Raw genomic sequence first — 18,971 nt, 5'->3', positions numbered from 1 at the left:
CCTTTTAATTCAGATCCAGAGTGTAGAATCGTTTTTCTTTGATATCATTTACAGGGTTATTTTTGTAGAGTAAATATTTTAAATACAATTCCGGCGTTAAAGGCGTTGAAGATGTTTTTTTGATTTTTCCGTTTTGTAGGCGGTAGATCAGATTTTCGGAACTGTTTGTTTTATCAGAGCAGATGGTTATTGTGGATAAGCCTTGGGCATGCATCAACAACGTATCATTTTTCCAGAATCCGGACACTGAGGGAAGGAAGTCGGACTTGGGTGAGGTATAGGACCAGGAAAAAATATTATCCGGTGCTGAAGGGATGGGGGGAATAAAATTCCATGAAACGCCTTTGCGGTTATCCGGTCTGGACCAGGTACGAATGATGGTTACTAAATTGCCGTACTCTTTTTCTCTGTAGTCAAAACCATGTTTTTCATCGGGATAAAACGAATTCTTTACCGTAACATTATTTTCTTTAAGCCATGCAAGAAACTGCGTAACGGCTTGAGGTGGATAGAGATGATCTTTTCCGGCATTAATATTATAGATAGGACGCTGCATCAAATTGGCGGGGATAAGCGGGACCCCCATTTTCCGGAGCAGGCCGCCGTAACCTGATATTGCGATAAATCCTGCAAAGGGACGGCAGATTGTATTTGCCGCTGCATAACAACCGGTGGCGCCGTCGGAGACACCGGCTAAAAAAATCTTATCGGGATTTATGGGAAAATGCAAAGTCATGTACCGTACTGTTTGAAGAATACGGGAAAGTCCGTTGGGTGCCCACCAGGGAGCATTTCTGTTTCCTGATGGACTCGCCAGATAGAGGGTGAGGGAATCGGCAAGTGGGCGGAGCATTTCGTATGCTTCTTTGCCCTTATCATTACGGGTTGTGCCGATACCACCATGGAGATAAACGATGAGTGGAAAGAGCGTATCATTCTGTATCTTTGGCGGCGTAAGATATCCTAAGGTAAAATCCTGGTTGAAGGTGTCTTTTAATATAACCGAAGATGAACCGGTAGCGGGGGTGGCTGAATTTATGGCGGCGGTAACGATCGAGTCCCATTGACCAGGGGTGCATGAACAGGACAGGAGTGAATCGAGTTTTGTTGCAGATGGATTAATAAACCAACTGGAGAATTCCGTTGCCATATCGGACGGCACCGGAGCGGGGGAGTGGCAAAAAATTAATATACTGAGAATCGATGCTGTACATATGAATTTTGCGATTATGCACAATTTTCTTCGAGGATCTTCTCTTGGTGCTGTCATGAACGTGTCCTTTTTTGCCGCACGGCCGGATCTCTACTCCTTAAAGAGATAAAAATATGTATTTTCAATCGAAGCTGGATAATTTCCTGATTACATAATGTTTCGATGGTGCAAATGTATGGATGATATCAGACAAATAATTTCCCGCGCGGTAAGTGAGCGTTTGTTCCCCTGTTGTGTGGCAGGGGTAACAACCCGCACACTTGAACGACAGATATGGGCGGAGGGGGCTTTGACCGGTGAAGAAGATGCCGCTCCGGCCGGGGAGAATACCATTTTTGATGTCGCATCGATTACAAAAAGTATACCCACGGCATGCCTTGCATTGATGATGGTTGAAGAAGGAACGCTTTCATTGAAAAGCCGTGTGGCAGACTATGTACCCGAATTCAGAGGAAAATATCGTGACGAGGTGATGCTCTATCATCTTCTTACCCACACGCTCGATTATAATTTCAGATTGTCATCAATGAAAGACAGGCCTGCAAAGGAAATTATCGACCATATCTGTTCTGCCGATTTTGTCTCTCCTCCCGGCACTCATTTTGCTTATGCTAATGCTACAAGTATTCTTCTGGGATTGATGGTAGAACGTGCTGCGGGGAATTCACTGGACAACCTGGCCGGGAGTCTTTTCTTTTCGCCTCTGAGAATGCATCGCACCACCTTTTACGGGGATTCATTTTCGGCCCGGGAGATCGCACCGACCGAATATGATCACTGGAGAGGACGAATGCTGCAAGGAGAAGTGCATGATGAAAGTGCGTTTACACTCAGACAGGAGAAGGTAGTGGGATCGGCCGGATTATTTTCAACCGTGCCGAATCTTCTCTGTTTTGCTGAAATGCTTTTAAATGAGGGGAAACTGAATGGACATCGTTTTTTTACTGCTGAAATGATTAAAAGAATGCATACCAATCAGATTGGCCATTTAAACGGATGTGCCGGGTTGGGATGGGAGCTTTGCCGGAGAGAATATATGGGAAATGAAGTTTCCGAAAATGCATTTGGGAAAACCGGATTTACCGGCTGTGTTATAATAATCGACCCGGAGAAAGGGAAAGCGGTTGTAATTTTATCAAATTATACATTTCCTCGCCGCAAGGATTCAAAAGATCCGATTAATGAATTCAGACGGGACATTGCTGACAGAGTTTTTGCATGAACGCAATTTAATTTATGGAAGGAGTGATAAATGGCAGAAAATAATTTCAAGAAAAAGATATTATGTATCGGTGCCGGATATGTCGGCGGGCCGACAATGGCGGTTATTGCCGAAAAGTGTCCGGAATATCGGGTGACTGTTGTAGATATTAACGAAAAGAAGATAGAAGCCTGGAATTCAAATAACCTTCCCATCTATGAGCCTGGTCTTTACGATACAGTAGAAAAGGCAAGAGGGAGAAACCTTTTCTTTTCGACAGCCCTGGATGAAAATATAAAGGATGCGGATATCATATTTGTTTCGGTGAATACGCCGACAAAATCATTTGGCGAGGGCGCCGGAAAGGCGGCCGATCTTCAATACTGGGAACGAACGGCACGGAAAATTGTTGAGGTGTCTGATTCGGATAAAATTGTTATCGAAAAAAGTACCCTTCCGGTAAGGACCGCCCGGGCCATGGAGCGGATCTTAAACGATGGAGAAAAGGGAGTTCATTTTGAGGTCATTTCCAATCCGGAATTTCTCGCCGAGGGAACGGCAATCCAGGACCTTCTCAATCCCGACCGTATCCTGATCGGATCTCATGAAAATGAAAGCGGCAAAAAGGCCTCTAATGAGATCTGTGATATCTATGCCCACTGGGTACCGAAGAAGAAAATTGTAACAAGTAATATTTGGAGTGCCGAATTGTCAAAGCTGACCGCAAATGCTTTTCTGGCACAACGCATCTCATCAATCAACAGTCTCTCTGCGCTCTGTGAAAAAACCGAGGCCGACATTTCCCAGGTAGCCTGCGCAGTGGGGATGGATAAACGGATAGGCAATAAATTTCTCAATGCCAGTGTTGGTTTCGGCGGTTCATGTTTTAAGAAGGATATACTTAACCTGGTATATATATGTGAATATTATGGTCTCACTGAAGTGGCCCGTTACTGGAAAAGTGTTGTGGAAATCAATGAATATCAGGAACATCGATTTTTTCAGACCATGGTACGGGTGATGTTTAACACGGTTGCTGGGAAAAGAATCGCCCTTTTGGGCTTTGCCTTTAAAGCGGATACGGGAGATACGCGGGAATCACCGGCAATCTATATTGCCCGGAAGCTTCTTGATGAAAAAGCAGAAGTTGTGGTCAGTGATCCCAAGGCCCTCGACAATGCAAAGATCGATCTCGCCGATTGTATTGACAAGGTGGGTTTTGTTGCGGACCCTTATAAGGCGGCGGAAGGCGCTCATGCTATTGCCGTGCTCACCGAATGGCAGGAATATACAAATCTTGATTATGAAAAAATATACCGCAAGATGAAACATCCGGCATTTATATTCGATGGACGCAATATTCTTGATCATGAATATCTCTATTCACTGGGATTTAGTGTTTTTCCCATAGGAAAACGGTCATTAAAACATTTTTAATCATATGAATGGTTCCGATGGGGCCGAATGGATGTGAACAGTGGAACTTGAACAGCCATAAGGAATTAAAGAAAATCTTGACTTACATATTTAATATAAACTATACTTCTTATAATTGAAACAAGAGGTGTTGTTTCAGCAAAGTTCAATTATCTGGCACCGAAGAAGGAGGTGTATTTTATGATTAAGCGCCACAAAGTTATACGTTTCATTACTCTGGCTGCTTTTGTTACACTCTGCGGTATGGGCTGTACAAAGAGGCCGAGCGAAGAGGAGCTGGCAAAGCTTGATCAGGCACGTGCTGCTGCAGAAAGTGCTGAAAAAAAGCTTGCTGAGCTCAGGAGTGAACGAATGGACCTCGAGCGGGTTCTCTCGGAAAAACAAGCTGAGCTTGGTCTTCATCAGGAAGAAATCGAGGATCTGAAACAGAAAATGGCTACTCACGGTCAATAACAGTATTTAATAATTATGAGGATTGATGAAATTTAGGAGGAGAGGTACTATGAAAAAATTGCTTCTTTTTGTGATGATACTCAGTGCCTGCGCTTTTGCCAGGAAAGAACGGACAGGCGCATACGAGCAACATGCAGAAGAATACGACACAATGACAATTGAGTCATATGAGGTCGTCCTGGCTGAAGCTCAGCAAAGAGAAAAAGCAGCAAAAGAACAGATTGCTGAAGAACAGGCAAAAATCGAATCCCTGAAACAGCAGATCTCCGACATCGATCAGCAGATAGCTGCTGCCATTCAGGAAAAATACGACATTCTCGGAATTACTGAGCAGGATGTAATTGATGCGGAAAATGAAATTGCCTCAATCAGGCAGGAACTTGAGTTACTTCTCGGGCTTTCCTCCGATGAATTGGCAAAACGTATCAACGATATTAAAAATCTTGAAGCCAGAATCGCCGCTCTCAAGGCGAAACCTGTATCGTATCTGTGGCGCATACGAGACCAGATTCAAGAACTTGATGAACTGCTCGAGCGGGTAAAGGCCAATCTGCCTGATAAACCGATGTCTTATACAGTTCGTTTAATTCCTGAAAGAAGAGATTGTCTGTATCGCATTGCCGAGTACGATTTCATTTATGATGATCCGGCACAGTGGCCCAAAATTTATCGAGCCAACAAGTCGGTTGTCGATGCTGCTTATGAGCGATATCAGAGAAACGTTGAAGAACCTAAGTATTCACGTTCCGAAGATTTAATCTTTCCCGGTCAGGTATTTGATATTCCGCGATAACTTTGTTGACGAGGTTTTCCTCTGAAATCAATCAATTCTCTTGATAGAGGGGCTTGAATCCAACGATTCAAGCCTTTTATATTATACAATCTCTATTTTATAATATATACTATATAATGCTCCTCTGTTTTATCCACAATAATACACTAAATATATTTAAGTATTAAGTTAATGATCAGGAATAATACCAGAGCACCATTCTAATTGCTGTTACAATAGTATCTGTCAGCATACATACTCATATGACTGAAAAGCAATCTCAGAATAAAAATAACTCGAATACTAAAGAGACAAGGCTGAAAGCTGCTAAGCGGGATACAGATTCTATCGCTATAGCAAATCGGAATAATAAAAAATTTGCTCCGATTCATAAGTTTTTCTCTTCGCCGGTAACGATTCTTGTTTGCACCGCACTTTTTCTCATTCTCTTTTCGCCTTTTGTTTCAACGGTTCAAACATTTGATCTTCCCAATGAGGGTGAGGTTGCACAAGAAACAATTATTGCACCATTCACTTTTGATATTTTAAAATCCCATGATGAGCTGGAGCGGGAAAGACAGAATGCGATGGATCAGGTTCTTCTGGTGCTCGATTTCAATCCTGAGATTCAAAATAAAGTGCGTGAAAAGTTTCTCGCGTTGCGGAATATTATCGACACTCTCTCAGATGCAGGTGTATCCGATTCGATCAAATCATCAATCAAGACTCAGTTGTCGAAGGAACTGCCCGATAACACGATTAAAAGCCTTTTAAAACGGCCGTATTTGCTTGATGATGCGCTGTTTCAGGCAGAGCAGGCGCTGGAAAGCGGAATATGTGCGGTCCTTCTGGTGCCCTCTGAAAATGCTTTGGAAGAACTCAGGGAAAAATATAACAGCCCTTTTGAACGGTACCTCATCTATGATAAGGCTTTTGTCACACTCCGCAAAGATACCCTCTATAAGCTGACCGTCAAACATCGGGATCTTCCCGTTAAAGCGATAGCGTTGGAAAATATCGTTAATGCCTTGAAAATCGAACGTATGTTTGATCACGAGGCTCTTAATGCCCTCTATGAGCTGCTTGATACCTATATGCAGCCAAACGTTACGGTGAATGGGAAAGCTACAGCACTGGCCCGTCAGCAGGCAGCCCGGGAAGTCTTGCCGATTAAGGGAAAAGTAATTAAAGATACCGAAATAATGAGGAAACATCAGGTCGTAACCCGGGAAATGATTGAAAAGTTGAGTTCTCTTCGTGAAGCTCTTCGGAAACAGTACAGCATAGCGGATCATTTCAAGCTTATCGCCGGATATTCCGGCAGAACACTCCTGGGAATAATCTTATTGGTTTTGCTTGGTTTTTATGTTGCTACATTCCGTTACGGCTTGCTACAGAAAAGCCGCCATCTCTGGGCTCTTTCATGGATTATAGTCGTCCAGATGGCGCTTATTCGTGCAGGTTTGCTCTTGGTTCCTAAGTTTTTTAAGGGGAATTCGGAGCTGAGTGCGGTAGTTCCGGAGTATTTAATTCCAACCGCTGTTGCAACAATTCTGGTCACTATTCTTTTTGATCTGGAATTGAGCATAATCGTTGGCATATTTATCTCGGTCCTGTACGGCATTTTACTGGGATTTAATCACGGGCTATTTCTTTATGCACTTTTAGGGACGGCCATTGCCAGCTTTTCCTATCGAAACATCAGGTATCGGTGGGATTTTTTCAGAGCCATGCCGCCCGTTGCCGGGGCATACGTTCTTTTTATCCTTATATGGCATCTTATCAGTTCAGAATTTTTTCCTCTTGAAATAATGCAGAATATCGGTTTAAGTCTCATAAATGTAATTTCTTCGACATTTCTGGCGATGATGCTCTGCGCGATATTCGAGAATCTTTTTGATATTTCTACCGATATGACCCTGGTCGAGCTTGCGGATATGAATCATCCGATTTTGAAACGGCTGTCGATTGAGGCTGCCGGAACCTATAATCACAGCGTTTTAGTTGGTAATCTTGCCGAATCCGCCGCCGCACAGGTGGGAGCCAATCCCTTGCTGGCACGGGTATCCTCCTATTATCATGATATCGGAAAAATTGATAAATCCGATTATTTTGTGGAAAACCATATCAGTGATAAAAATATTCATAACAAGCTTTCTCCTCATATGAGTGCGCTTATCATATGTTCTCATGTGAAGGAGGGGATTGAATTGGCTCGAAAGCATAAACTTCCACGGGTTATTCAGGACAGTATCCGCCAGCATCATGGTTCAAGCATGGTCTCCTTCTTTTTTGATAAGGCAGTGGAGCAGGATCCGCATAAACAGGTTAAAAAGGAAGATTTCCGGTATCCCGGTCCGATCCCCCAAACGCGGGAAAATGCGATTATTATGCTCGCAGATTCCGTTGAAGCTGCATCCAGGAGCCTGGCAACATCATCACCAAAACTCCTTCGGGAACTCGTGAAAAAAATTATTCGAGATAAACTTAATACCGGACAGCTCGACCAGTGTAACCTGACGCTTCGGGACCTGGATAAGATCGTCGATGGATTTATGCCGATTTTGCAGGGCATTTTCCATTCACGGATCGAATATCCCAGCAAATCTTAAAAGGAGAACCGCCGTGACCCAGAAAAAAGCCTTTGTTCGGAAACATGTTTTCATCAACCGTCGACTCCAGGGGCAGTACATGTTGACGTTCCTGATTCCCATGCTGATAATGCTGATTTTCTGGCTGGGTACCCTCTATTTTGCATCCCAGAGTATCATTAATACGACGGTATCTACCATAAAAAAGGATATCGATAATACCATTGCAGTCGAGCTTCAGGATATTTCCAATCCCAAAGTGGCTACCTACAGAAATGTTGTCGATGAAATTCGTTATTACCTTCGGGGGTTTTCATCCAATAAAGAGTATCGACAAGCCGTACTCTCTTCACTGCTCTGGATTTTCGGCGCAGGATTGTTACTGGTTATAATCCAGATTGTGCTTTTAACAATATTTTTCTCTCATCGCGTGGCCGGACCGGTATATCGATTTGAAAAGGCATGTCATTCTTTAATTGAAGGAGATTATACCGAAGAAATCAGGCTGCGTAAAAATGATGAGATGAAAAACCTGGCATCGTTGTTCAATGATGCTATCAGGAAGACTCGTGAACGGCTGCTGGCACTTAAAGACACAGCCAATGAAGAAAAAAAGAAAGAAACCCTGTCATCAATTCAGATTTAGTTTCAGTCTGCTATTGATTTTTCTTCTGGAAAAAATTAATTTAATTGATTCTGAATTTGAAACTTTTTGATATATGAAAAAGAAATATATATAATGTTTTCGTCAAAAAATTTTAAGCTAATAGGGCTGAGTGTTGCACTTCTTGCACTTGGATTTGTTTTGCTTGGGCAAGGACCAGTTAAGAATCATCTTTCGTGGAGTGTTGCTCCCTTTATACTTGTAATTACCTACTGTGTCATCATACCCTATGCGATCATTGCACGACATAAAAAAGAAAGCAAACAGTGAGCCCGGTAGAAAACAGGGCGTTTAGCTCAGCTGGTATAGAGTCCCTGCCTTACAAGCAGGTGGTCGTAGGTTCGAATCCTACAACGCCCAATTACTAAACTCGAAATCCGAAATCCGATAGCATCGGAATTGGATGATAAAGAAATAATAGTCTGTTTTCTTTCATTTTCGAGTTTCGGATTTTCATATACGGACCGGTAGTTCAGTTGGTTAGAACGCTGGCCTGTCAAGCCAGAGGTCGCGAGTTCAAGTCTCGTCCGGTCCGCCAAAAGGCCCTGATCAGTAACGATCGGGGCTTTTTGTTTTGTATATCTGCTTTTTGGGCCGACAAAGGTATGATTGTAAATTGTCCGGGGGGCGGACAATTAAAAGACCCACATAAAAAAGTCCCTGCTCAGAGAAAGAGCAGGGACTTTTTTTTCAGAAGGTTAGACGGAAAATATCAGGCTTCTTTTTCAGCCACCTCTTCTGTTTCTTCTTCTTTTAAATCTTCAAATTTGGCTTCATCAAATCTTTTAATAATATTTTCGTTAACGAGGTATACATAATCTCTATCCGGAGTAGTTACCCAGAAACGTGAGGTCTCATCTTTCTGGTTCCCGATAATGGCTTTTTTCACGTCGCCGTTATCAAGTTTGGCAGTGATAACAATTTCCGGTTCGTCAAAACCCATATCTTCCGCCGTCAACGAGGGATCTTCTTCCCATGCAGCACAACGGAAGGTGGCGAATTCGTTAACAATTTTGTCGACTTCCGCCTTTTTCGCTTTTACTTTGCCGTCGGGAGTAACGATGTTCCAGATTGCATTTGACGCCGTATCGATTTCTTTTTCCAGCACAAGTTCAGATCCCTGCTTTGTGAGCGTAATTGTTTTCAGCCGGTCTTTGTTAAACTCGACAATGGATTTATCCCGCCATCGTTTAACCTCGGTGAAAAAGGAGTATTTAATGCTTCCCCGTACACTGTAAACCGTATTCGATCCTACCGGTCGGACATAATGGCTGCTCCAGTCTGTGCCCTTTTTACCGATACGGAATTTTCCAATCGAGTTGCCTTTATCATTCCATACTTCTACCAACACACCGTTTCCTTCATCGACCTCGAACAGCTCCTGTTTTTCGGGATTTTGAGATATTACTTCATCCTTTTTCATTTTTTCGAACTTTTCCAGGGCCGATTGGACCGCTGCGCTATCAGCAGGATATTCGGTGATTTGGTGGGCCAAGCCGGAAGACTCTTCTTTGCCGACATCAGCACTGTCCATTTCATCAATGAGAGGGCTATTGCTACTTTTCTGCATTGCCTCTTTTTCATTCGGCTCAACCACAATCCAGATATCACCCTTACGCTTGACTTTGACGGTATCCTTTGAATCCGCTATTTGAAATGCGGAGCATTTTTCTACAGAAAACTCCGGAAAAAATTTAAGAGCCTTATCGGATGGTTTTTTATTCGCTATCTGATTGGCGAATACAACGATGAGGATTACAACAATTAGCGCTATACCTGAAGTAATCAGATTTTTAGTCTTCATGAATTCTGCTCCTTTGTTTTATCTTCTTCGGGCGCACCGGTTTGTGGTGTTGGTGAAGAAGTTGCTTTTGCAGGAACTGCTTTTTTTTCTTTTCGTTTGAAGAATATTACAATTCCAACGATTATAACAATAAGAGGCATAAGAACTATGTTAATTATTCTGATAACATTTGGCTTGTTAGTGCCTTCTCCAAGCTGGTCATTCTGTATCGTGCGATCGACCATGGATCGACTTCTAATCGATATCAGACTTTCATCAAGGGTAAGCCAGTCAACAACATTCATCAACCAGGTTATACTTCCGGGAGATGCGTTCTGGGCGGTAAGAAAATCGGAATCACCTGCAATGATCAGATGTCCGTTTTCGACCTGAGGAACGATTTCCCGGTCTTTATCTTTTTCAGAAAGTAACACTTCTGCGCCGATATCTGATGTGTCGGGTTCTTTGGCCGGAGGAATTGATTTCCCGGCGAAATGACTCTCAAAGGATCCATTAAGATACACCATCAGATTGCTTCGATTGAGATCATCCTCGGGCGGCTGCCATTGTTGCTGAGGATTGAGATTGAATTGTCCTGAAGTTGTCCAGCTCTTTTCGGATGATTGGACCAGCACTTTCGCCTCTTTCTCATCGGTTGCCGATGATTCCGATGCAGAATCGGCTTTATCCACAAGAAGAGTAACACTACTTGGCCACGGAAGAATCAATTCGCCCAAAGAAGAGACTGCGGGATTATTTTTATTGAAACCTTCTCCGAATACTTTTACGAAGTAAGGGTAGGGGACTGCAACATTCATCTGGAAAGCGCCGAATTTCTGAGGTATCTGCACATTTCCACATGAAGCATCGAGGACCATGTTATTCTCGACCCGGGCGCCGTAATGCTCAAGAAGATTGAGGATTTTAGGATTTTGGACCTCTCCGGCCGCTCCTCTCTGGAAATTGATACCAACAGCATCTGCCGCAACGATAAGATTTCCGCCTTTCATGAAATACTGGTCTATTTCAAACAGATCACGCTCGGAAAAACTGTTTTCGTCTCCCCCAAGGACAAGGAGTGTTTTGATATCGGAACTGATCTGCTGTCCATCGGTGATATCGATCGTCTCGACTTCATAGTTTTCTTTTAAATTATCAAAAACAGGTTTATACTTCGATTCCGTTGGATCAGTATAATCCATTTTCATCTTCATGCGAACTTCCGGCGGGATAAAGACATTGGTATCGGTTTTAAGTACCCCAACCTTCGGAACACTTGAACGCATTACTTTCATTATTGCGCTGGTAAGATCATATTCAAAATTTTTCAAATCCTGAACAACGGGAAGGACCTCTTTTTTATCGGCATATAAAACAGCGATTCCGAGATATCCATTCATCACCTGAGCTTTGTCTTTTTCAAAGGTCTGAAGACGGACTTCGGGTATTCCCAATGCCCGTACCTTGCTTTTAATTTCATCATTTTCTGCAGGATCGACCCATGAAATTCTGATATTCTTGCCGGCGTATGCTTTGTACTCGCTCAGAATATCACGAACGTCGGTTTCAAGGCTCTTCAGGTTCGGAGGAAGATCTTTGGAGAAATAGCATTTTACATTTACTATATCATCCAGATCTTTCAAAATCCGCTTGGAGGCATCCGAAATACTATACACTTTATTTTCGGTAAGGTCGAACCGGACAAACCACTTCGTGAGTACGAAATTGGCGACTGCTATAAACCCAAGGACAATGAGTATGAAAATTATTGACTGTGATTGATATTTTATGCTTTTCATAGTCTCTATTCCCACTTCCTACTTTCAATAGAACGGACATTGAGGAAAAGAAAAAAGCCGATTACCGAAAAGTAATAGACAATATCCCTGCTGTCGACCACTCCTCTTCCAATGCTTTCGAAATGATTGCCTAATCCGAGATAGGTAAGCACCGAAACAAGAAGAGGTTGATTGATTGCCATGGTAACAAAGGGACTTCCGATTATAAACAGAACAAAAGTTACGACAACACCAAGAATGAAAGCTACAATCTGATTCTCGGTAAGAGATGATACCCAGAGTCCGATTGAGATATAGGCTGCCCCCATGAGAAGGGCGCCGACATAAGAGCCGATTATCGGACCTAAATCGGGATTTCCGAGGAAGGCAATAGTGATTGGTATGGTAACCGAAAGAACGATAATAATTCCCAGGAAAGCAAAGCTTGCCAGGAATTTTCCGATAACCACATCGACATCTTTAACCGGCCAGGTGAGAAGGAGTTCCATTGTTTTGAGCTTCTTTTCTTCGGCCCATGTACGCATGGTGACCGCCGGAATAAAGAAAAGGAATACCCAGGGAAGCAGTCCGAAATAGCCGCGCATATCGGCCTGATTAATCAGAAAGAAACCCTGGAAAAATAAAAAGTTGGTAACGACAAGGTATACAGTGATGTATACGTAAGCGATTGGCGACAGAAAATACGCTCTGAATTCTTTTTTGAATATTGCTAATATATTTTGCATATTATTCATCCCTTGTAAGGCGTGTGAAGACGTCCTCGAGACTTGCGGTTTCCTTCTTCAATTCTGCAAGTGTCCAGCCGTTATCGACTGCGCACTTAAAAAGTTTATCTCCAATTTCTTGTTCCGAATCGAGAAAAACAGCGGTTTCAAACCAGCCGCCATCTGTTTCATTGAGCGTGAAATTCGAAACACCCTCTATCTGAGGAAGGTGTTGTGTAAGCGAATCTCTACTCGCATTTACCGTCATAAAATACCGCATTCCTGAGCCTTCTTTAGCCGAAAGCTCGGCCGGAGTTCCGGATGCCACGATTGAACCGTTGTTAATGATTACAATGCGGCTGCAGGTGGCCGAAACTTCGGAAAGAATATGGGAGCAGTAAACAACGGTAATCTGCTCTCCCAGTCTTTTAATCAACTGTCTGATTTCAATAATCTGATTGGGGTCAAGGCCGGACATGGGCTCATCGAGGATAAGTATTTCCGGGCTGTGGATCATCGCCTGTGCAAGGCCGACACGCTGACGGTAGCCTTTGGAGAGATGGCCGATATGACGCTGACTCATTTTACCAAGACCGCATACGGTATACATCTCATTAATTCGCGAATCCAGCGAATTTCCCTTCAGGCCACGGATTTCGCCCACAAAACGCAAATACTCATCGACGGTCATATCGTTATAGAGCGGTGCATTTTCGGGGAGATATCCGATTTTTCTTCTCACTTCCAGATCATGTTCATGAATATCCAGGCCATCAATGCGAACCTTACCCGATGTTGCGGGAATAAAACAGGTAATTATACGCATCGTGGTTGTTTTTCCGGCGCCATTGGGGCCGAGAAATCCCAGAATTTCTCCTTTTTGAATCTGAAAAGCAACATCTTTAACGGCATGTACCGTACCGAACTGCTTGTTCAGATTATCAACTTCAATCATTGTATTCGATGAAGTCATAATTTAACCACCATTTTTGAAGAAGTTTATTTCTGTTCACACCGGAACAGAACATACTGCTACAATGTTTATTTCTATTTTCGATGTAAAAAAAAACAGGGAGCATTAAAATGATTTACTGAAAGCTTGAGCGTCAAGCCCCATAACCCATATTTTCATTGCCCGCTGTTCCTAATGAGATTTATCAAATTCAAAGTACGATTTAAAACCCGGAATATTGTCGAAAAATAAAAAAGGCGTGAAAAACACGCCTTAATTTTTTGCTGATTTCCGTGAAATAGGCTTTTTAGCTTTTTTTGTTCTCCTGGATCTCAACACGAAGATCTTGTGCTATTTTTTTAATGGTCTGAAGAGATTTCCGCGCTCTGGTACCCGCAGATTTATTTCCCCGCTCAAATTTTTCATATTCAGCTTTAAGTGATTCCATTTCATCGAGCAACGGCTGAAGACTCATTATGCCCTCCTTTTGAAATTGATTGAGTGATTTTTGGGATAATATCCTGTTTGAATATTTTTAACCTTCACCTTATAAATACGTTATGCTGGTACAAGATGTCACTATTTTTCTGTATCAAAATGCTTTTTTTCGGCGGAAGCAAGCAAATATGAGCAAAATATCGGTGTGAAATCAGTATCCGCTAAAAAGAAAATAGGTTCCCGACGGCATTTGAAATCGACGCAGGAGAGGAAACCAGGCCGTCATTTTGTTCATAAGAAGATCTTTCCATATTCCCTCTGAAGGCCGTTTTTCGATGATTTTAGTATTGTCCGGAAGACCACAGACAGATTTAATATACTCTGCAGCATCTGTATGGCTTCCCAGGGTGTCAACGAGGCCGAGCCTTAATGCCTGCCTTCCGGTAAATATCCTGCCATCGGCCAATGCTCTGACCGAATCGTGATTAAGCGACCTGGCCTGTGCAATATCTTCGATAAACTGGTTGTGAGTGTCGTCAAGAAGATTCTGCAACAAATCTTTTTCTTTGGGGGTGATTTTTCGATAAGGATTTCCGAGGTCTTTGAATTTTCCGGCTTTGATTGTTGTCATATCGATGCCGATTTTTTCCGAAAGCTCATAAAAATGGGGAAATCGCATATAGACACCGAAACTCCCGGTAAGTGTTCCCGGATTAGCGAAAATTGTCTTGGCCGCACAGGCAACATAATAGCCACCCGATGCAGCGATATTTTCCATGCTGACCACAACCGGTTTATGGAAATCGCGAAAACGCATGATTTCAGAATAGATTTCCTGTGATGGAGCAACAGTGCCTCCGGGCGAATTAACCCTGATAATCACCCCTGCAATCGAATTATCATTCCGGAATTCCCGTAACTGCCGGGTATAAAGGTCGGAACTATAAATAACATCGGTGATGCGAACGAGGCCAATTTTCTTTTGCAGGCTGAGCGAGGCGCCGGTTTTTCCCCGGCTACTGATGATCATAATGCCCAGGACAACCGGAAGCAAGATTATCAGAGCTATAATAATTTTCTGGCGTTTCTTCATAAATTCTCCGATGAAACGACTCGCAGGGTATCACCGGGGGCAAGGATCGACGATTGTGTGAGACGGTTGAGTTTGCAGAGCCGGTTAACCGTTATGCCGTAATGATTGGCAATTTTCCAGAGGTTATCCCCTTTCTTTATCTCGTAATATACTATGCGCGTCGAGTGACGATTATGGGAAATTTGTTTTCTGGAAGGTACCAAGACGATCTCTCCCGGTTTGAGAATTGATTTGAGAGAGAGGTTGTTCAATGCAAGAATCTCACCTACGGAAACTTCAAACAACCGGCTCAGAGAACTCAGGTTGTCGCCTCTTTTGATCTTGTAACGAATCGCCTCTCTTCTCTTTGGTGGAGAAGAAACTGAAGGGGATAGGTTCGAGGAATTATTACGTTGCTTTGAGGAGTAGTATACCAGTTTCTGTCCTGCATGGATCAACGGACGGGATTCATTTAAATCGTTCCATTCCATGAGTGCTTCCAGAGGGACATTCAATCGCTGAGAAATTTGATAAAGGTTGTCTCCCTTTCTGACCGTATGGTACTGTCGCTTGCCCGATGGAGGCGATTTTTTTAATGCATCAGGTTCAGGATTGGTATCATCCCAGACAACATAAAGAGTAAGAATCTGTCCTGCTTTCAGGTTCCGTGAGCGGGTGATTTGATTCCAGCGCATGATATCCTTCGGGGCTACCCCGAACAGTTTGGCCAGATCATAAACAGTATCACCCGATCTCACCCTGTATTTTACAGGTTTGAGTCCCTTATTCCGGAAAGCTTTGGCTTCTTCAAGCTCATTGTGCCGTGATGATTTTGCCGGGGTGCTGCTCTTTGCAACGACAGGCGATTTCCGATTTACCGGTATCGGAATAAAGAGATATTTGCCGGCAACGATCCTGCTTGTTCTGAGACGATTGACGGATTTTATTGCCGCAACCGGGACTTTGAATTTTTGAGCTATGGCGATAAGGTTGTCACCGTAGCTGACACGATAGCGGTACCATTTAACTTTCTTTTCATCGGGAATCCGGGCATAAAATTCCTTGAACTTTTCTTTTGTGCCCGGTGGCAGATAGAGAAGAACATCGCTGTGATCGGGCGGTGTGCACCATCGCAGTATGTGTGGATTAATTTTCCGAATCTCTTTTTCATCGCACCCGATCCCTTCGGCAACTGTTTTCATATCGATACAATCACTGAAATGAAGTGTATCCAGATTGAATGGGGTCGTATCGGGCATGGTGTAACTAAAACATTCGGGATTTTTTGCCACAATAAGCGAAGAAATATACTTAGGCACATAATTCATTGTTTGTCGTGGAAGTCTGAGATGCCAGTAATCATGTGTATCCGCCCGTCCAATTGACCGTTCGACCCTGCCTTCTCCGCAGTTATAGGCGGCGAGCGCCAGGTGCCAGTCATTGAACTGGTCATACAACTTGGTCAGATATTTTATCGCCGACTGGGTCGATTTGACGGGATCTCTTCGTTCATCGAGCCAATAACTTTGCCGCAACCCGTAAATTCTGCCCGTGGATGGGATAAATTGCCATATACCCGATGCATGGGCGTAGGAGTAGGCTTTGGGGTTGAATCCGCTCTCTATCAGAGGAAGATAGGCCAGATCTCGGGGAAGACCGCTGTCGACAAACATTTTTTGCATAAAGGGGAGGTAATAGGCTGCCCGTTGAAGCCACCTTCCTACCGGACCTTTTTTACCTTTACTGTAAAACATTAACGCCGTGTAGATACGATCGTTCCAGGCCATGGGAACATCATAGTTAACCTTGCTGTGACAAAGGAGCGCTGCAAGGGAAGAACTGTCTTCGGGAGACACCCGGAGTGAATCGAGAGATTGAGAGAGGCGGCGATTGAATACCATCGCCGATATTTCATCAGGAATGCTTTCAAAATATCGGGGGGGGACAAAGGATGAATAAATATCAACAATTCGATTATAAAAAGGACTCATCTCCTTTTGAGCAGAATCGGGAAGCTGCTCAAATGACGTTATGACTTCTATGGCCTCACGAATATGAGCAATACCTTCCTCAAAAGATGAATCACGGCAAAGGGATTCTGCAGTGTCAAGGAGACGCTGCAAATAGTCCAATGACGGCGCGGTATCGCTTACCAATTCATCGATCTTCTCTACAGAATCGATGAAAAAGACCGTGTCGGGTTGTACCGATGTCGTTTGCTCAATCATCTGTGTTGATGAGGAGCATCCTGTTTCGAACAGACAAATAAAAACCGATAGAAAAACTATAAGCAGCAGGCGAGAAATGAAATGTTTGATCACAGCAAAAATCCCTCTAAAATTTAAAAAATAGAACATTGAAAAGTAAAATTAAAAATTTTCCCGATGAAAATTTTTAAACTAACCACATTTGTTTATTACAAGGAGGGAATAACTCTTGAGAATAGTATACAATTTATAAGATAAAAATGCAAGAGCCGGGAGCTTTACAATGACAGGAAAATGAGAGATTGGAGGGAAAGGGTAAAAAGTATTGTTATATTACCGCAGGTTCGAATGGCGTGGTAATTCTTTTCCACCGCTTTTTGGAAAAGGTTTCGTATTTAAACATAAACCCTCGTCGTGCCCTGCATTCCTGAATAGCCGCATCAATCCGGGGCTGGAAAAACTTGCTGTTTGAACCACAGTAATTAACAAAGGCTTTTGTTTGAGCAGAACATCGGGTACACTCAGGACACAGATGACATGAAATTTTGCAGAGAGCCACGGAATCCCCCTTAATTCAAGGGTTAATTTAAATCGCCGAAGAGCAGGGTCTTAAAAGAACATATATAAGTATACCCAACAATATGTTGTATGTCAATACATTTTTCTACCCAACCTGTTGAGGTTCTTTATATTTTATTGCTATTGCTACAGTTACAACTTTTTTATTTTTCAGCACTTTCCCGGAGGGGCTTTCACGTGCTACCAGATAGCCGTTTCAGTCCTACAATATTTTGTAGAATTTAAAAGAGACGATAAAAGGGTTAAGAACATCAGGAGACTATTTAAATGTTGCAATATGGGCTGAAAAAACTTATAATACCAAATAAAGTTAATACCACCTGGAGACACTCAAATTATTGATACCCCATGCATACTGTCTCAGGGCTGTGCGTTTACCCCGGAAGGCTGAAATCATTATGGCTGATGATTCTGCGCCCCAAAAAGAACTTCTCGATGAACTCCATGTGCTCCGGCAAAAACTCAAGGAATACGAGTCATTGCAAAAAGAGCATGAAAAAGTCCTTCACCGGTTAGAAGAAAAAGAGGCGTTTAACTTTGCATTGTTTAATTATAATCCAATCTGGACTGTGGTCGTCGACAGGGAAGGAAGGGTCGTGCGTTCCAACCGGGCAAAGCTTCAATCGGGGAGCCGGTTGCCGAATATTGGGGACATAATGTACCGGGACTATGCATCGAGCCATACTCTCGACATGTATCAGGAACTACTCACCTGCATTCAAAAGGGAGAGAAAAAAAAATTCAAGGAACTCAGATATAAAAACAAATATCTTACCATTACTATCGCACCCTTTCCCGGTGGCGCCATCATTACCTCACAGGATATTACCGATCGTAAATTGGCCGAAATCGACAGGGAAAGCCTGATCGAAGAACTACGAAAAGCGCTGAATGAGGTCGAAACCTTACGCGGCTTTCTTCCTATTTGTGCAAACTGCAAGAAAATCAGAGATGACAAGGGATACTGGACCCATGTCGAAGATTACATCAGTAAACGGAGCCGGGTCGATTTCAGCCATACTTTTTGTCCCCATTGCCTGAAAGAACTCTATCCCGATGTTTACGAAAAACGGATAAAGAAATCCACCTGCAGCGATTGAATCACC

16 protein-coding genes and 2 tRNA genes are annotated in these 18,971 nt (G+C 43.0%); 9 read left to right on the top strand and 9 right to left on the bottom strand.

What is annotated here, in order from left to right:
- Positions 1-4: 4 nt before the first annotated feature.
- Positions 5-1,270 carry a hypothetical protein gene (locus GF401_08465; GenBank protein ID MBD3345078.1) on the bottom strand — a complete coding sequence of 422 codons (1,266 nt, stop codon included), beginning with the start codon at positions 1,268-1,270 and terminating at the stop codon, positions 5-7.
- Positions 1,271-1,367: 97 nt separating this feature from the next.
- Here GF401_08465 and GF401_08460 point away from each other — a divergent pair, with 97 nt between their 5' ends.
- The 8 genes from GF401_08460 to GF401_08425 all read left to right on the top strand — a co-directional run bounded on the left by GF401_08460 (position 1,368) and on the right by GF401_08425 (position 8,869).
- Complete coding sequence (locus GF401_08460) at positions 1,368-2,435, top strand: serine hydrolase (protein ID MBD3345077.1); 1,068 nt, start codon at positions 1,368-1,370, stop codon at positions 2,433-2,435.
- Positions 2,436-2,465: 30 nt separating this feature from the next.
- Complete coding sequence (locus GF401_08455) at positions 2,466-3,851, top strand: nucleotide sugar dehydrogenase (GenBank protein MBD3345076.1); 1,386 nt, start codon at positions 2,466-2,468, stop codon at positions 3,849-3,851.
- 180 nt (positions 3,852-4,031) lie between these two features.
- A complete protein-coding gene (locus tag GF401_08450) occupies positions 4,032-4,304 on the top strand; it encodes a hypothetical protein (protein ID MBD3345075.1) in 273 nt (90 codons plus the stop codon).
- Positions 4,305-4,353: 49 nt separating this feature from the next.
- Complete coding sequence (locus GF401_08445; GenBank protein MBD3345074.1) at positions 4,354-5,097, top strand: hypothetical protein; 744 nt, start codon at positions 4,354-4,356, stop codon at positions 5,095-5,097.
- 242 nt (positions 5,098-5,339) lie between these two features.
- A complete protein-coding gene (locus GF401_08440) occupies positions 5,340-7,688 on the top strand; it encodes an HDIG domain-containing protein (GenBank protein ID MBD3345073.1) in 2,349 nt (782 codons plus the stop codon).
- Entirely contained in the window at positions 7,624-8,313 is a 690-nt protein-coding gene (locus GF401_08435) for a HAMP domain-containing protein (protein MBD3345072.1), read from the top strand. The genes GF401_08440 and GF401_08435 overlap by 65 nt, the downstream gene beginning before the upstream one ends.
- Before the next feature lie 303 nt (positions 8,314-8,616).
- Positions 8,617-8,691, top strand: a tRNA-Val gene (locus GF401_08430).
- A gap of 101 nt (positions 8,692-8,792) precedes the next feature.
- A tRNA-Asp gene (locus tag GF401_08425) sits at positions 8,793-8,869 on the top strand.
- A gap of 174 nt (positions 8,870-9,043) precedes the next feature.
- Here the strand turns inward: GF401_08425 and GF401_08420 are convergent.
- The 8 genes from GF401_08420 to GF401_08385 all read right to left on the bottom strand — a co-directional run bounded on the left by GF401_08420 (position 9,044) and on the right by GF401_08385 (position 17,845).
- Positions 9,044-10,135 (bottom strand): DUF4340 domain-containing protein, encoded by a 1,092-nt coding sequence (locus GF401_08420; GenBank protein MBD3345071.1) that lies wholly within the window; start codon positions 10,133-10,135, stop codon positions 9,044-9,046.
- Positions 10,132-11,913 (bottom strand): hypothetical protein, encoded by a 1,782-nt coding sequence (locus GF401_08415; GenBank protein MBD3345070.1) that lies wholly within the window; start codon positions 11,911-11,913, stop codon positions 10,132-10,134. Before GF401_08415 ends, GF401_08420 begins: the two co-directional genes overlap by 4 nt.
- Positions 11,914-11,918: 5 nt before the next feature.
- Positions 11,919-12,638: an ABC transporter permease subunit gene (locus tag GF401_08410; protein MBD3345069.1), complete on the bottom strand. Its 720-nt coding sequence runs from the start codon at positions 12,636-12,638 to the stop codon at positions 11,919-11,921.
- A gap of 1 nt (position 12,639) precedes the next feature.
- Positions 12,640-13,572 (bottom strand): ATP-binding cassette domain-containing protein, encoded by a 933-nt coding sequence (locus GF401_08405; protein MBD3345068.1) that lies wholly within the window; start codon positions 13,570-13,572, stop codon positions 12,640-12,642.
- A gap of 304 nt (positions 13,573-13,876) precedes the next feature.
- Positions 13,877-14,044, bottom strand: coding sequence for a histone H1 (locus GF401_08400; GenBank protein ID MBD3345067.1), 168 nt, complete (start codon positions 14,042-14,044; stop codon positions 13,877-13,879).
- A 174-nt stretch (positions 14,045-14,218) separates the two neighbouring features.
- Complete coding sequence (gene sppA, locus GF401_08395) at positions 14,219-15,100, bottom strand: signal peptide peptidase SppA (GenBank protein MBD3345066.1); 882 nt, start codon at positions 15,098-15,100, stop codon at positions 14,219-14,221.
- Complete coding sequence (locus tag GF401_08390) at positions 15,097-17,436, bottom strand: LysM peptidoglycan-binding domain-containing protein (GenBank protein ID MBD3345065.1); 2,340 nt, start codon at positions 17,434-17,436, stop codon at positions 15,097-15,099. The genes sppA and GF401_08390 overlap by 4 nt, the downstream gene beginning before the upstream one ends.
- Positions 17,437-17,614: 178 nt before the next feature.
- A complete protein-coding gene (locus GF401_08385; GenBank protein MBD3345064.1) occupies positions 17,615-17,845 on the bottom strand; it encodes a hypothetical protein in 231 nt (76 codons plus the stop codon).
- A 418-nt stretch (positions 17,846-18,263) separates the two neighbouring features.
- On the opposite strand from GF401_08385, the gene GF401_08380 reads away from it, so the two are divergent.
- Entirely contained in the window at positions 18,264-18,965 is a 702-nt protein-coding gene (locus tag GF401_08380; protein MBD3345063.1) for a hypothetical protein, read from the top strand.
- Positions 18,966-18,971 lie beyond the last annotated feature (6 nt).

Source organism: Chitinivibrionales bacterium, assembly GCA_014728215.1.
GTDB lineage: Bacteria > Fibrobacterota > Chitinivibrionia > Chitinivibrionales > WJKA01 > WJKA01.
This window is presented reverse-complemented; position numbering and strand designations above follow the sequence as displayed.